Annotated in this window: 11 protein-coding genes; 4 read left to right on the forward strand and 7 right to left on the reverse strand. The window is 70.2% G+C overall.

Annotation, left to right across the window (positions count from 1 at the left end; all coding sequences use genetic code 11):
* Positions 1-68: 68 nt before the first annotated feature.
* On the forward strand, positions 69-1,145 hold the full coding sequence (locus CAP_RS02045) for a PA0069 family radical SAM protein (RefSeq protein WP_044235461.1): 1,077 nt from the start codon (positions 69-71) through the stop codon (positions 1,143-1,145).
* 75 nt (positions 1,146-1,220) lie between these two features.
* On the opposite strand, the gene CAP_RS02050 is transcribed toward CAP_RS02045, so the two are convergent.
* The 3 genes from CAP_RS02050 to CAP_RS02060 form a co-directional block, all read right to left on the reverse strand.
* Positions 1,221-1,577, reverse strand: coding sequence for a C40 family peptidase (locus tag CAP_RS02050; protein ID WP_052373964.1), 357 nt, complete (start codon positions 1,575-1,577; stop codon positions 1,221-1,223).
* A gap of 324 nt (positions 1,578-1,901) precedes the next feature.
* Positions 1,902-4,142 (reverse strand): serine/threonine-protein kinase, encoded by a 2,241-nt coding sequence (locus tag CAP_RS43530; protein ID WP_197040957.1) that lies wholly within the window; start codon positions 4,140-4,142, stop codon positions 1,902-1,904.
* A gap of 298 nt (positions 4,143-4,440) precedes the next feature.
* Positions 4,441-5,049 (reverse strand): hypothetical protein, encoded by a 609-nt coding sequence (locus CAP_RS02060; protein WP_156040415.1) that lies wholly within the window; start codon positions 5,047-5,049, stop codon positions 4,441-4,443.
* Between the two features lie 85 nt (positions 5,050-5,134).
* On the opposite strand from CAP_RS02060, the gene CAP_RS02065 reads away from it, so the two are divergent.
* The gene (locus tag CAP_RS02065) at positions 5,135-5,872 is read left to right on the forward strand and encodes a formylglycine-generating enzyme family protein (protein WP_044235464.1); all 738 of its coding nucleotides are present in this window, start codon (positions 5,135-5,137) and stop codon (positions 5,870-5,872) included.
* 46 nt (positions 5,873-5,918) lie between these two features.
* On the opposite strand, the gene CAP_RS43535 is transcribed toward CAP_RS02065, so the two are convergent.
* Positions 5,919-7,886 (reverse strand): RNA-binding domain-containing protein, encoded by a 1,968-nt coding sequence (locus CAP_RS43535; RefSeq protein ID WP_052373966.1) that lies wholly within the window; start codon positions 7,884-7,886, stop codon positions 5,919-5,921.
* An 87-nt stretch (positions 7,887-7,973) separates the two neighbouring features.
* Positions 7,974-9,392 carry a VanW family protein gene (locus CAP_RS02075; RefSeq protein WP_197040959.1) on the reverse strand — a complete coding sequence of 473 codons (1,419 nt, stop codon included), beginning with the start codon at positions 9,390-9,392 and terminating at the stop codon, positions 7,974-7,976.
* A gap of 422 nt (positions 9,393-9,814) precedes the next feature.
* Between CAP_RS02075 and CAP_RS02080 the strand changes: the two genes are divergently transcribed.
* Positions 9,815-10,813, forward strand: coding sequence for a phosphodiester glycosidase family protein (locus CAP_RS02080; protein ID WP_052373967.1), 999 nt, complete (start codon positions 9,815-9,817; stop codon positions 10,811-10,813).
* Between the two features lie 79 nt (positions 10,814-10,892).
* Here CAP_RS02080 and CAP_RS02085 read toward each other — a convergent pair whose 3' ends face one another.
* Positions 10,893-11,663 carry a hypothetical protein gene (locus tag CAP_RS02085; RefSeq protein WP_052373968.1) on the reverse strand — a complete coding sequence of 257 codons (771 nt, stop codon included), beginning with the start codon at positions 11,661-11,663 and terminating at the stop codon, positions 10,893-10,895.
* Positions 11,664-11,787: 124 nt separating this feature from the next.
* On the reverse strand, positions 11,788-12,570 hold the full coding sequence (locus tag CAP_RS49700) for a hypothetical protein (RefSeq protein WP_044235466.1): 783 nt from the start codon (positions 12,568-12,570) through the stop codon (positions 11,788-11,790).
* A 153-nt stretch (positions 12,571-12,723) separates the two neighbouring features.
* Here CAP_RS49700 and CAP_RS02095 point away from each other — a divergent pair, with 153 nt between their 5' ends.
* On the forward strand, positions 12,724-13,719 hold the full coding sequence (locus CAP_RS02095) for an aldo/keto reductase (protein WP_044235711.1): 996 nt from the start codon (positions 12,724-12,726) through the stop codon (positions 13,717-13,719).
* The last annotated feature ends 28 nt before the right edge of the window (positions 13,720-13,747 follow it).

Here is a 13,747-nt window from a genome sequence, read left to right on the forward strand (position 1 = left end):
AGGCCCGTCGGCAGCGCCTCTACCTGAACACGTGTGCAAGCCGAAGGGGTGGGCGCTAAGCTCGGGGTGTGCCCCGCCCGGTGTCGAACCCGCCCAATCCCTGGTCCTCGACCCACGTGACCTACCTGGAGGAGCCACCGCCCGCTGCCACGCTGCAGGTCTTCGAGGAGGAGGCACGCTCGCTGATCAGCGAGAACGACAGCCCCGATCTGCCCTTTCGCTACAGCGTGAACCCCTACCGCGGCTGCCTCCACGCCTGCGCGTACTGCTACGCGCGGCCGAGCCACCAGTACCTCGGCTGGGGCGCAGGGACCGACTTCGACCGGAAGATCGTGGTGAAGACGAACGCGGCCGCGGTGCTCCGGCGCGAGCTGGCCCGGCCGAGCTGGGGCGGTGACACCCTGGTCCTCTCGGGGAGCGTCGATTGCTACCAGCCACTGGAGGCGAGCTACCGCATCACCCGCGGGCTGCTGGAGGTTTGCCTGGAGCACCGGAACCCGGTCGGGATCATCACCAAGGGCGCGCTGGTGCGGCGTGACGTCGACGTGCTCGCCGAGCTGGCACGCAAGGCGCGCGCGAAGGTGGTGCTCAGCGTGACGTTCGCGGACGACGAGATGGCCCGCAAGATCGAGCCTTATGCGAGCCGTCCCTCGCTCCGCTTCGAGGCCATGCGCGCGCTGTCGGAGGCCGGGGTGTCCACGGGGATCTCCATCTCGCCGGTGATCCCCGGGCTGAACGATCCCGACATCCCGGAGCTGCTCGGCCGGGCCCGCGAGGCAGGCGCCACGTCGGCGTTCATGCAGGCGCTGCGGCTCCCGCGCGAGGTGCTCCCGGTGTTCGACGAGCGGCTCGAAGCGGCGCTGCCAGGGCAGGCCGAGAAGGTGCGGCGGGCCATCCGCGAGATGCGGGGGGGCAAGATGAACGAGTCCGCCTTCGGGGCGCGCATGACGGGGGAAGGGAGGCGCTGGGAGGCGATCCAGCAGCTCTTCACCATCCACTGCCGCAAGCTCGGGCTCGACGAGTCGCGCATGGCCGAGGAGGAGAAGACGACCTTCGTGCGACGCGGGCAGCAGGCGCTGCCGCTCGATCTGGGGCCGCGGGCGGGAAGCTCGGGTGGGCGGTCTGGGGCGCGCTCGGGTCAGTGAGGGCGCGCGCTTGGGGGCGCGCTTGGGGGCGCGCTTGGGGGCGCGCTCGGGGGCGCGCTCGGGGGCGCGCTCGGGTTAGTAAGGGCGCACGGCGCGGGTGAAGCCCTTGAGGGGCTGGATCTTCACCACGTCGCCGGGCTTGGTGGCGTTGATGACCTTGCCGCCGCCGAGGTAGAGCGCGACATGGCCAGGCTTCCAGACGATGTCGCCGGGCTCAAGGCGGTCCATGGCCACGGGCGGCAACCCCGAGACCTGCTGCGTCGAGGTGCGGGGGATGGTGCGGCCAGCGGCGCGCCAGGCGGCGAGGGTGAAGCCGGAGCAGTCGTAGCAGTTCGGGCCTGTACCGCCGCGGCAGTAAGGGACGCCGAGGCGAGCGCGCGCGAAGGCAAGGGCGTGGGCGGCCGGGTTGTTTCCCTGAGGTGAGGTGGGCATCGGTGACCAGGGAAGCGCGGGTGGTGCGCCCGGTCCGGAGGCGTCACCGGTCGAGGAGGGCACCGGCGAGAGGGCGTGCATGGCGAAGCCGGGCTCCGGGGACCACGGTTGTGCGGCACAGCCAGAGGAAGCCAGCGGGGCGAGCATCATCAGGACCCGGAGGCAGTACATGCGGGGAGGATGGCCAGAGGCGACGCCGACGGCCAAGAAATCCCGCGATGGGCACCGGTGCAGAGGGGCCGGGGCGCGAGGCGTGGCGAGAGGGGGACGGCGGGTGGGTGAAGAAGGGCTGAAGTGGATCGAGGGCACGCTGGGAGCCGGCCTTCAGAACTTGATGTCCTTCGGTGCAGGCGGCGCGGTGCGCTTGCGACGCTTCACGGGCGTCTGGATGCGGGGAGGTGCGGTGGGCGGCGGCGCGCTGGTGACCTGCGCTGCGGGCGCCAGGGCCGCGGCGCTCGGTGCAGCGTCGCCAGGAGGGGTGGTCGCACTGGGCGCCCCAGGGGCCGTGAGGGCTGCCGCGCCGGCGGCGAGATCCGTGCCCGGAGCAGGGAGCGCAGGGGCAGAGGTTGGGTTCGCAGCGAGGTCGGCCCCGGAGGCTGGAGGCGCGGTCGAAGCGCCTGCCGAGTCCGTGGACTCGGTCCGGGGGCCGACCAGGAGGAAGGCCACGACGCCGATCACCGCGAGGGCGGCGAACGCTGCCACCACGCCCCAGCGACGGCGGTTGGGCACGAAGGGCGGCCGGGTCACGGTCTCCACGGCGACCATGGGCATGCGCAGCGGCGGGAGTGAGACAGGGCTCACGGCACCAGGCGCGGGCGCTCCCGAGGTACGCGCGGGGCCCACGGGGTAGACGGACAGGGTGCGGGGGCGGGCGCCTGCGAGCCAGTGGCTCGCGACCGAGGTCCCCGCCACGTCCTCCTGAACGCCGTGCTCGATGGCCCACGCCCCGAGGGCCGCGCCCAGGTCGCGCATCGTCTGCCACCTGTCAGCCGCCCGCTTGCGGAGCCCTCGCTGCAGGATGCCCCACAGCTCGGTGTCGCCCGCCGCGAGATCGGTCACTGGCAATGGCTCCTGGGTGATGATCGCCAGGATGAGCGCGTTGTAGTTCGGTCCCTGGAACGGCCTTCGGCCCGTGAGCACCTCGTAGAGGACCACGGTGAATGCCCAGATGTCCGTCGCCTCGCCGACGTCGTCCTCTCCCTTGGCTTGCTCGGGTGACATGTAGTCAGGGCTGCCGAGCACCTCGCCGGAGAGGGTGAAGCGGCGCTCCTGATCGGCGGAGAGGAGCCGCGCGATGCCGAAGTCGAGCAGCTTGGGGACCAGCGCCCCGGCCTCGTTGTTGACGAGGAGGATGTTGTCGGGCTTGAGGTCGCGGTGGACGATCCCCTTGCCATGCGCTGCCACGAGGGCGCTGGCGAGCGGCAGCAAGGTCGAGACGGCGAGGGCTGGCGCGAGGCGCTGCCGTCGCGCGAGCACGCTGCTCAGCGACTCGCCGTGCAGGAGCTCCATCACGATGAAGGGGTCGCCCCCCGCCGTCTCGCCGAAGTCGAACACCCGCACGATCGAGGGGTGACCGATGCGCGCCGCCGCCCGCGCTTCCTGGAGCAGGCGTACCCGGGCCTCGGGGGTGGTGCGGTCGCGTCGGATGAGCTTCAGGGCGACGTCGATGTCGAGCGTCGTGTCCCGGGCGAGCCACACCGCCCCCATGCCGCCGCGCCCGATGACCTGCTCCAGCCGGTAGCGCCCGGAGATGATGCTCCCGGGTCCTGGCTCCTCGACGGCAGGCGCAGGGGCAGGGTTCGAGAGCCGCTCGACCACCGCATTTCCCAGCGGAGGTACGCTCGTGGGAGCAGGCGGCTGCGAGAAGCGCTCAGGAGCTTCGGCGGGGTCCAGCGCGGCGATCTGCGCGGCCTGAACGAGGGGCGCCGACGGTCTGGAGGGCCTCTCTGCTCTGTGCACCGGCAGCGCGGGCGCGTCTGCCATCGCGCCTGCGAGAGGTTGCGAGGGCTTCGAGGGCCGCTCCACCACGCCCGCGAGTACGCCCGCGAGCGGCGCCGAGGGTTGAGAGGGCCTCTCCAGCGCACTCGCCAGCGGCGCCGAGGGTCTCGATGGCCGCTCCACCGCGTGCGCGAACGGCGTCGAGGGCTTCGACGGCCGCTCCACCGCGCCCGCAGGCGGCGCTGAGGACTTGGATGGCCTCTCGGCTGCCCTGGGCGGGGACGCCGACGTCGGAGGTGGCTTCGGTGGGCTCCCCACCGTGAGCACAGGACGCGGCAGCACCGACGGCGAGGGCGTCGGGGGACCTTTCGGGAGCGGAGGAGCGGAAAGCGCGTTCAGGGGTGGCGCTGCCGCGCTGCGCAAGGGCGCGGCAGGCGGATCGTCGCTTCCGAACAGCGCGTCGATGTCGACCGGCTCCTCGGTCGGTTCCTCGATGTCGATGTCGATGTCGAGCAGCGACGGCTCTGGCGCCCGCGGAGGCGCCGGGACGATGGGCTCCTCTGCGGCTCCAGGGCGCAGCGCCACCCGCCGCGTCCGAGATTCGCTCGTGCTGGGCGGCAGACCCACCCCCGCCAGTTCCGGCGCAGGCTGGGCAGTTCTCAAGGGAGACGGGGGAGCTGCCATTCCTCGGATCGGGGACGCGGTGGTCGCCAAGCGTACACGGGTCGAGGGCTCTGTGACCAGATCACAGAGCAGCCGCTGCCACTTCGTTCGCGTCGCGCAAGTCGACGCGCTTCGACGTGCTCCCAGGCGCTCTGGCGGCGGGTCGGGCGGAGCTTTCGCAGCCGTGAAGTCCGTTGCGCAGGCGCAGCGCGTCGTTCGAGGCAACCGTCGCCCGCGCCGCGGTCAGCCTCCAGCCTTCGCGTCAGAAGTATACCGAGCAGCAGCTTTCCTTGAGATCACAGGCATTCCCGGTTCCCTGACAGGTGGCGATCACCGAGCCATCGATGATGCAGACGCAGTCGTAGACCCCGGACGAACTCGACATCGAGCACTGCGTCGCCACCTCGGTCCCACTGCAGACGCCCGAGCAGCCGCAGTCGCCGTTCTCACCGGCGAAGCATCCCTCTCCGTCGCATCCAGCGCCGCTGGACATGCAGGCGTCGTAGTCGTTGATGAGTTCGATGCACGGATCCGCCAGCGCGCACCCTGGCCCGAGGCTGTCGGACACGCAGGCGAGGAACGCACCCAGCTCGGTGGCGCAGTTGCCTGCCGCCACGTAGGCCTCGCGGCATCCACTCATGCAGTTCACGTCGCTGCACCCGTAGGCGTCCGAGAGCGCGCAGAACCGCGCGCACTCCGCCTCGGGATCGGTGCCGCCGCTCGTGGAGCTCGAGGTCACTGGACCGACCGTCGTGGATCCCCCCGCTCCAGCGCCCCCCTCCCCGAGCGGGTCGACGACCACGTTTCCGCCACACGAAGCCCCCCATCCGAGCGCGGTCACGAGGGCAACTCCAAGCAAGCCCAGCTTCATCACCAGAGCCTACCTCAACCCGCCCCACGCCGCCGCAACCCCTTGGAGATCGCAGGCGAGGCGTGCCATACCGCGCCACGCGCCGATGCCCCTCGACCTGCTGGCCCAGCTCCTCGCGCCCTTGCCGACGCCCTCCGGCCCGCCCTCGGCGCCTCACGGCACCTGCCCCGCGGACATGGTGCTGGTCCAGGGGACCCACCACGAGCAGGTGCAGCGCCTGTGCACCGTGTTCCGCCAGGATCACTGCTGGGACTACTACCCCGGCGCCGTGGCGCTGGAGATGCGCGAGACCCCTGTTCACGCGTGCATGGACCGCTACGAGTGGCCCAACAGGAAGGGGGAGCTGCCCGTGGTCATGGCCCGCTTCATCGAGGCGGAGGCGCTCTGTGCCGGCGTCGGCAAGCGGCTCTGCACCGAGTTCGAGTGGGAACTCGCCTGCGAAGGTCCGACCGCCCTACCCTTCCCCTACGGCCACCGGCAAGACCCCGCGGCGTGCAACGTCTCCAAGCCCTGGAAGGCGGTGAGTGAGCGCAAGCTCGCCAGCAACGATCCCGCCGTGCGCAACGCCGAGACTGCGCGGTTGTGGCAAGGCGAGCCCCTGGGCAGTTTCCCCGGGTGCGTCAGCGCCTTCGGCGTCCACGATCTGGTGGGCAACGTGGAGGAGTGGGTCGCCACCTCGCGCGCCGAGTGGCCCTACCGCTCGTCCCTGAAGGGCGGCTACTGGTCGAAGCCCTGGGCCGGGTGCCGCGGGACCAACGAGTCCCACGGTCCACTCTTCCGCTTCTACGAGGTCGGCTTCCGCTGCTGTCAGGAGCCGACCTGAGCGCGCGTCTCGCGCCTGCCCGCGTACGCCCACCGCAGTTCTGGTCCTACTTGCGTGAGAGTTCGCTCTGGAACTTTTGCTCGGCAGGCAGGAGGCGGATTGCCTCCTCGAATGCGCGGCGCGCCTCTCCCTCCGGCGCGCCCAGCCAGCGCAATACCTTCCCGAGGTCGAACCAGGCCCATGCATGCCGAGTGGGCGGCGCATTCATCTGGAGCACACGGCGCAGGAGCGCTTCCGCTTCCTGGAGCAACCGCCGCCGTGCTTCGTGATCGAGCCCTCGACGTGACTTTCGGAGCTGTCCTGCAAGCCGGAACTTCGTCTGCGCGAACTCGTGCGCCGCACGTGGATCTCCCAGCACGATGTCGCCAGCATCCACAAAGAGCTGGTGAGCACGTTGCTCGCTGCCGGCACGACGCGCCAGAACGGCAAGCTCGACCGCATCCTGTCCATGCTTGGCGGGCGCGCTGCCCCCCAGGATCTTCGCCGCTTCTTCGGGCCGCTCGGCGTCCAGGTATCCGCTCGCCAGCGCAGCGACGACGCGAGCCACAAGGCGCTTCCCAGGCTGTCCTTGGAAATCTCGGTAGACCAAGGCTGCCGTGTCGACATCTCCTTCGCGACACAGCTCGGTGATGAGCTGGGCCGCGACCGCTCCAGAGGCCGGTACCGCCTTCCGGGCCGCCGTGAGCCTCCGGATGGCGCCCTGCCGATCTCCTTTGGCAGTCGCAAGCGCTGCTTCCCGCAGTGCATTCAGTGCCACGTATTCTGGGTGTGCCGGCAGGGTCACCGCAAAGTAGGTGCGCTCCGCATCGAACTCGAACACGGGTTCTGGCGAGCCATTCTCGGCCATCTTCCGGAAAACCGTCGGCACTCCTGTGCTGCGTGCCTCTGCGAGCCTCAGTTCCTTCAGAAACTCGCCTATACGCCGGTTGCGCGCGGGCACCTGGGGCATGCGCTTACCCGACCGGAAGTGCTCGAGGGTGAGCCCTGGCATGGGACCCGGGTAGCTCGTGATCTCCATCCGGTCCGGGTACAGATAGACCTTCGTCGGTTCCGGCATACCTTCGTAGCTCCGGTGGTAGACCGCGTTGACGATGGTCTCCTCCAGCGCCTCGTAAGGGAAGCTTACCCAACCCGACGCCTCGGCGCGATCGGGGTGCTTCTCCACCTGACTCACCAGCAAGTTGCGCAGGTAGGTGAGGCAATCAATGATCTGCCGGTTCAGTGGGCCACGGAAGATTCGCTCCTCCAGAACGCTCCCCCCGGCGTCGTCGGCAAAGTGAACGACCTCGATGCGCGCGCCACGGAACCCTTTCTCCTCAGGGTCATCAGTGAAGAACAGGAGCGCCACATTCCTGGGCGCCTCGTGGCCGTTGACGCGCGCGATGAGCTGCATGCTGCGGTAGATCTCGGCCTCGTCCTGCCCGTCGAGCAGTCTGCTACGCACGTCCCGGAGATACTCCCGAACCAGCGTGAAGCGCAGATCGTCCACCGTGAACGACCTTGCGAGTCGCACGTCGAAGGGCACCTTGGCCGCCATCTGGATGAGATCCGTGCGCACCTGGCCCTCGGCCTTCTTCGTCTCCGGGCCCAGACGAACGAAGTAGGCCCGCTCGCTGGGCTGGCGCCACGAAGGCCCCTGGTGCGGACGCGTGTCGCTCGCATGCGCCCAGATCACCAGGATGTACTTTCCATCCACCACCTCGGGAGAGAGCACCGGCTGATATGGAGGCGCCAATCTCTGACAGTTGCCCTGGATGGTCTTCTGGATCCTGTCGAGCTGCTCCGGGTTCAGGCCCTTCGGCGGAAGGAGCGCGACGCCATCTCGCTCCTCCACGCCGAGGACGATGTACCCGCCGTTGACGTTGTAGAAATCATTGGCGAAGGCGCAGATCGTCTCCAGCATCTGGCCGAGGGTGTGGTCCTCGTTCCATGATGCCTTGAACTCGACGCGGGCCGACTCGACACCGCGGAAGTGAAGCAGGTCGTCGATGTTGATCGGCAGGCACGACAGCATGTGGGGCGTTGGGAGCCTAGATCAGGCTCGGTTTGAAAAGGCAAGCCGTTTCAACCGAGCCGATGCAGGGGCGTGCCTCGCGCGGGATCACAGCGCGACGGCGTCGCTCGACGCTTCCCGCGCCGCCGCCATGTCCTCCACACCCTTCGCGTGCTCCGGGAGCGGCGGTAGCTCCGACAGATCGTAGCCGGGCGCCACCCAGTACACCTCGGGCGCCGGGCGGTAGCCGCTGAAGTAGTGCCGCTCGTCCACGCGGCCGTCGTTGTAGCGGATGCGCACGAACGAGGTCACCTCGTAGCCGCGCGTCCCCTTCTGGTGGCGGAGGCGCTTGCCGGGCGGGAAGTGCTCCTTCACGTAGATCCTCCGCATGAAGTCCTCGGAGTTGGCGACCCCGTAGGTGTACTCCACCGTGGCCGCGGGGGCGCCGCCGAGCAGCTCCACCCGGACCACCGTCGGCTTCGGCAGGAAGGCGTGGATCATCACCGGGAACGGGAGGCTGTTCCTGATCTTCAGATCCACGCGGGGGTAGACCACGGTCGCGTCGAGCCCGAGCTTCGTGTACGCGCTCGGCCGCGAGTGGCTCTGCCGGTCGAGGATGTCGAGCGCCCCGAAGAGCGCCGCTGCGTGCAGGGTGCTCGCGAGCTGGCACGTCCCTCCGCCGTAGCCGGTGACCGTCTCGTCCGCGAGGATCTCGGGCGCCACGAAGAACCCGTTCTCGGGCGTCCTCGGCCCCACCCGCTCGTTGAAGGAGACGGCCTCGCCCGGGGCGAGCACCATCCCGTCGAGGAGCGACGCCGCGCGGGCGATGTTCTTGGCCCGCCCCGCCCCGCTTCCCCACAGAGAGAACGACGTCTCGAAGGTCGAGAGGGTCTGGCTCACGTCGACGCGGGTCAAGTCCGTGAGCGTCACCCTCGCCGACACGTGGCGGACGAGGACGTCCACCGTCTCCTCGTCCTGGTGCGCAATGGCGCGGAGCACCCCGAGCGTGCGGTCGACGTCCAGCTCCTCGCCTGGCGCGTCCGGCACCTTCACCCGGTGCACCATGTCGAGCCGCGCGTCGGTGGGCGCGCGGTGGACGGCAGGCGCCACCTCCGCCTCCAGGAACGCCCGCGCCTTCTGCTCGTCCATCGCCCACACGAGCGGCACGTCGAGCGCCCCGCGCCGCGCCCGTGCGGCCTGCTTCACCCGCCGCAGGAGCGGCCCCTCGTGTCCCACCTGCCGCGCGCTCTCCAGCGTGGCCTCCACGTCGATGCCGATCCCGAGCGCGCCGAGCGTGGTTCCGAACCAGCGCCCCTCGCGGCGTAGCCACACCTTCCGCCCGAGCGCCCCTTCCCGCCGTCCCTGCAGCCAGGCCGCAGCCGAGGCACCGCTCGGTACCACGCGCTCTCCGATGGAGAGGCCCTGCACCAGAGACGAACGCGGGAGCACGTGGTGCAGCCCGGCGCCGATGCCGACACCCAGCCCTGCACACAGACCCACCACGAGAGCGACAGTCCGAGTTCTCACGACGCGCCAGATCGTAGCCGGACCGCCCGCAGACCGGAAGTTTTGACAGGCACCCCGCCCCCTCCGCCGTACACTCCCGCGCAATGGCGAGGACGAGGACGATGCCTTTGGCGACCGGGGACACACGAGCGCGGATCCTCCTCCGCGGCGCAGCGCTCGCAACATGGCTCGTCTCAGCCTGCGGGGGCGCGGAGCCGGCCTCCTCCACGCATGCGCCCGATGACCGTTCCCCCTCCGCCGCAAGCGCCGCCTTCCCTTCCTCGGCATCGTCCTCTTCCTCCAGTCCGGGCAGTCCGGGCGCGCACCTCGCGGCACCCGACGAGAACAACGCCTCCGGAGCGGCGCCCCCTTCCAGCCCGCAGCGCGCGTCCAGCGCGTCAGGCGCTCCGGATGGCGCAACCGCTCCATCCACGCGCGCCGCGATGGGCGCCACCCCCGCACCGGGCGGTGTGCAGGGAGGTCCGGCGGCCTCGTCCCCAGGCACAGCGACCTCGTCTCCAGGCGCTGGAAGCAGTGTCAAGGCCTTCCCTCCCCCCTCCTTCGCCGCGGTCCACGCCCGCACCGCCAAGCCGGAGGACGGCACGTGGACCCCGCTGCCCGAGGGTGCAGCCGGTGGCCCCCCTGTCCTCGCCAGGACCACCGTGCACCCCCACACCATCAAGCCCCACGTCTACGTGCACGTGATCGCCGTCGACCTGCGCCGCGTCGGCCTCCACCTCGTCGCCGGAACCCTCGAACCCGAGGCCAAGGAGATCCCCGCCGAGCGCCGGCCCGGCCTCGTTCCCGCCGCCGACCAGACCGACCTCATCGCGGTGTTCAACGGCGGGTTCATGGCCCGTCACGGCAAGTACGGGATGCGCGTCGGCGCCGACGTCTTCCTGCCGCCCCGCCCCGACGCCTGCACGGTGGCGCTCTACCAGGACGGCGCGCAGGACGGCGCGGTGCGCATCGGCGTGTGGAGCGAGATCGAGGCGAGTGCGCCGCGGATGACCGCCTTCCGGCAGACCCCGCCTTGTCTCGTCAGCGATGGCGCGCTGCACCCGAACATCGAGGACGCCACGCGCCCGCGGCGCTGGAGCGCGGCCGAGAATGGCGAGGTGGAGATCCGGCGCTCGGCCCTGGGCATCGACGCGAGCGGGCAGGTGCTCTTCTACGGCAGCGGCGAGTGGATCACTGCGAAGGATCTCGCCACCGCGATGAAGGCTGCCGGCGCCGTGGACGCAGCGCAGCTCGACATCAACTACTCGTACACGAAGTTCCTGTTCTACGGTCGCCCCGCGCCGGGCGACCCGCTGCAGGTGGTCTCGACGCTGATCCAGGACACGAAGCACACGAAGCGCGGGTACGTGGCCAGCGCTGCCGAGCGTGATTTCTTCTACCTGAAGCGCCGGGCTACCGCGGGGACCGGGGCGTCGAAGTAGCGGCGACACCTGCGCACCCCCTGCCCTCGATGTTCAGGCGCGCCGGTGCACGCACCTGCGCTGGAGCCGGTCCTTCGCGCTACTGGCAGCCACCGTCGACGGGGATGTCGGTCGCGGAGAGCGGGAGGGTGGTGGGGTGCCAGAGGTTGTCCGACGGAGGGAAGTGCGCCACGGCGCTCACGTCGATGGTGCAGGGGATGACGGTGTTCGGCTCCAGCTCCCAGGAGACGGTGCCGCGACCGCCAGTGGACGCGCGGCTCGGGGCGGAGTCGGGCTGGCTCTGCGCGCAGTCGGTGTAGTCGCCCGTCATCTCGACGCGCGAGACGCCCCAGCCCTGTTGCAGCGTGAAATCGAACCCGGCAGCGTTCTCCGCGGGGTGTTGCAGGAACACCTTCACGCAGAAGTTCCTGAATCCGTCGGCTGCGAGCAGGACGATGTTGTCGTGCCCGCCACCCGCGTACTGGGCGCTGTAAGTGATGGGATCGTCGCAGAGGACGGTGGACGAGACGTCATTGCCCGCCATGCGGGCGTAGCACTCGTTGCAGTAGAACTGCGCGTCACAGCCGCAGACACCGGGGCAGTCCAGCTCGCAGTCCGTGGGGCGCGGCGTGCAAAGGCCCCCGCTGTCGTTGCTGCCACAGCTCCCGTCCGCGTGGACGCAGGTCTCGCCGTCGCCACACCCGGGGTCCGAGAACAAGTCGCAGGAAGACGGCGTGCCGCCGCCCGCGCCGCCGCCCGCGCCCCTGCCTCCATCGCCCCCGGAAGTGCTGTTGGGGTTCGGGTCCTCGACGGTGGAGCCGCAGGCCACCGCGAGCACTGCGATCAACAAGCCATGCGCGAAGTGCTTCATGGGCCCATCTTCTCACCGCAGGCCACCGCTCGGCAGGGGTTCTGGGGTGGTCAACGCACCGAGGCGTGGCACGCCGACGGCAGGGCGCCGAAGCAGGAGGGGGACTCCATGGAGTCGGAGGATGCTACTGGCAGCCGCCGTCGACCGGGATGGCGGTCGCGGAGAGCTGGAACGAGCCGGGGATCCAGGGCTCCGACGCCGTGAACGTCAGCACGGCGTTCACGTTGACGTCGCAGGGCGCGACCATGCTCGGGCCCGTGTCCCACGAGAACGTGCCGGTGCCTCCGGTGGATGACACGGTCGTGGTGGTGTCGGGCAGCGGCAGATCGCAGTCGGCGGCGCGGTTCGTCACCTCGGCGTACGACACGCCCCAGCCGTCCGGCGCCGTGATGTCGAACCCCGGCGCGTTCTCCTTCGGCGCATCGAGGTAGACCTTCACGCAAAGGTCCCGCGTCTCATCGGCGGCGAGCACGATGAGGTGATCGAGACCGCCAGCCCAGTACTGGGCGCTGTAACGGGTGGCGTCGTCGCAGCTCGTGTTGGCAGCGACGTCGACGCCTGCCGCGCGGGCCATGCAGGCGTTGCAGTAGAACTGCCCGTCACAGCCGCAGACGCCGGGGCAGTCCTGGTCGCAGACCGTGGGGCGCGGCTCGCAGAGGCCCCCGCCGTCGTCGCCGCCGCAGAATCCGCCCTCGTAGATGCAGACCTCGTCCTCGCCGCAGGCGATGCCGCCGAAACCGCCGCAGAAAGCCGGCTCGCCGCCTCCTGCGCCTCCACCAGCACCGCCAGCACCACCGCCGCCGACGCTGCCCGTGGTGGAGGTGGTGTTGTCCGGTGGCTCCTCCACGGTTTCTCCGCAGGCGACCACCAGCATCAGGATCGACAAGCTTACCAGAAAGCGCTTCATGGACCCATCGTTGCACCATCGGCCACCGGCGGCGAGGGCTCGGAGCAGGGAGCGCGACAGTGGCGCGATCGGGCAGCACCGGGGTGGCGCGCGCGTGCCCGTGCCGTAAGCTCCCGGCCACCTCGACACAAGGAGCACACCGTGTCCAACCCGATCCCTGTCCGCGCCCTTGGCCGCCAAGGCCTGCAGGTCCCCGCCATCGGCCTCGGCTGCATGGGGATGTCCGACTTCTACGGGAGCAGCAGCGAGCGCGACGAGTCCGAGTCCATTGCCACGATCCACCGGGCCCTGGAACTCGGGGTGACCTTCCTCGACACGGCGGACATGTACGGCCCGTACACGAACGAGGAGCTGGTGGGGCGGGCCATCCGCGACCGCCGCGACAAGGTCGTGCTCGCGACCAAGTTCGGCATCGTGCGCACGGGCGATCCGGCAGCGCGCGGCGTGAACGGCCGCCCGGAGTACGTACGCATGTCGTGCGAAGGCTCGCTGCGCAGGCTCGGGGTGGACGTGATCGACCTCTATTACCAGCACCGGGTGGACGCCAGCGTGCCCATCGAGGACACCGTAGGGGCGATGGCCGAACTCGTGAAGGAGGGCAAGATCCGCTACCTGGGCCTCTCCGAAGCAGGGACGGAGACGCTGCGCCGGGCGGTGGCGGTGCACCCGGTGAGCGCCCTGCAGACGGAATACTCGCTGTGGAGCCGCGATCCGGAGGACGGCCTGCTCGCGGCCTGCCGGGAGCTCGGGGTGGGGTTCGTGGCCTACAGCCCGCTCGGGCGAGGCTTCCTGACGGGGCAGATCAAGCGCTTCGAGGACCTGGCGGCGGACGACTACCGGAGGACGTCGCCCAGGTTCATGGGGGACAACTTCGCGAAGAACCTGGAGCTCGTCGCGCGGGTGGAGGAGATCGCGCGGGAGAAGGGTGTCACGGCGGGGCAGCTCGCGCTTTCGTGGGTGCTGGCCCAGGGGGAGGACATCGTGGCCATCCCGGGGACCCGGCGGCGCACCTACCTGGAGGAGAACACGAAGGCGGTGGAGGTGATGCTGAAGCCCGAGGACGTCGCGCGCATCAACGCGGTGGCTCCCCGCGGTGCCGCGGCGGGAGAGCGCTACGCCGCGGTCATGATGAACCTTCTCAACCGCTGAGGCCTCCTGCGCCAGGAGCCGGTGCGCT

The organism is Chondromyces apiculatus DSM 436, assembly GCF_000601485.1.
GTDB lineage: Bacteria > Myxococcota_A > Polyangia > Polyangiales > Polyangiaceae > Chondromyces > Chondromyces apiculatus.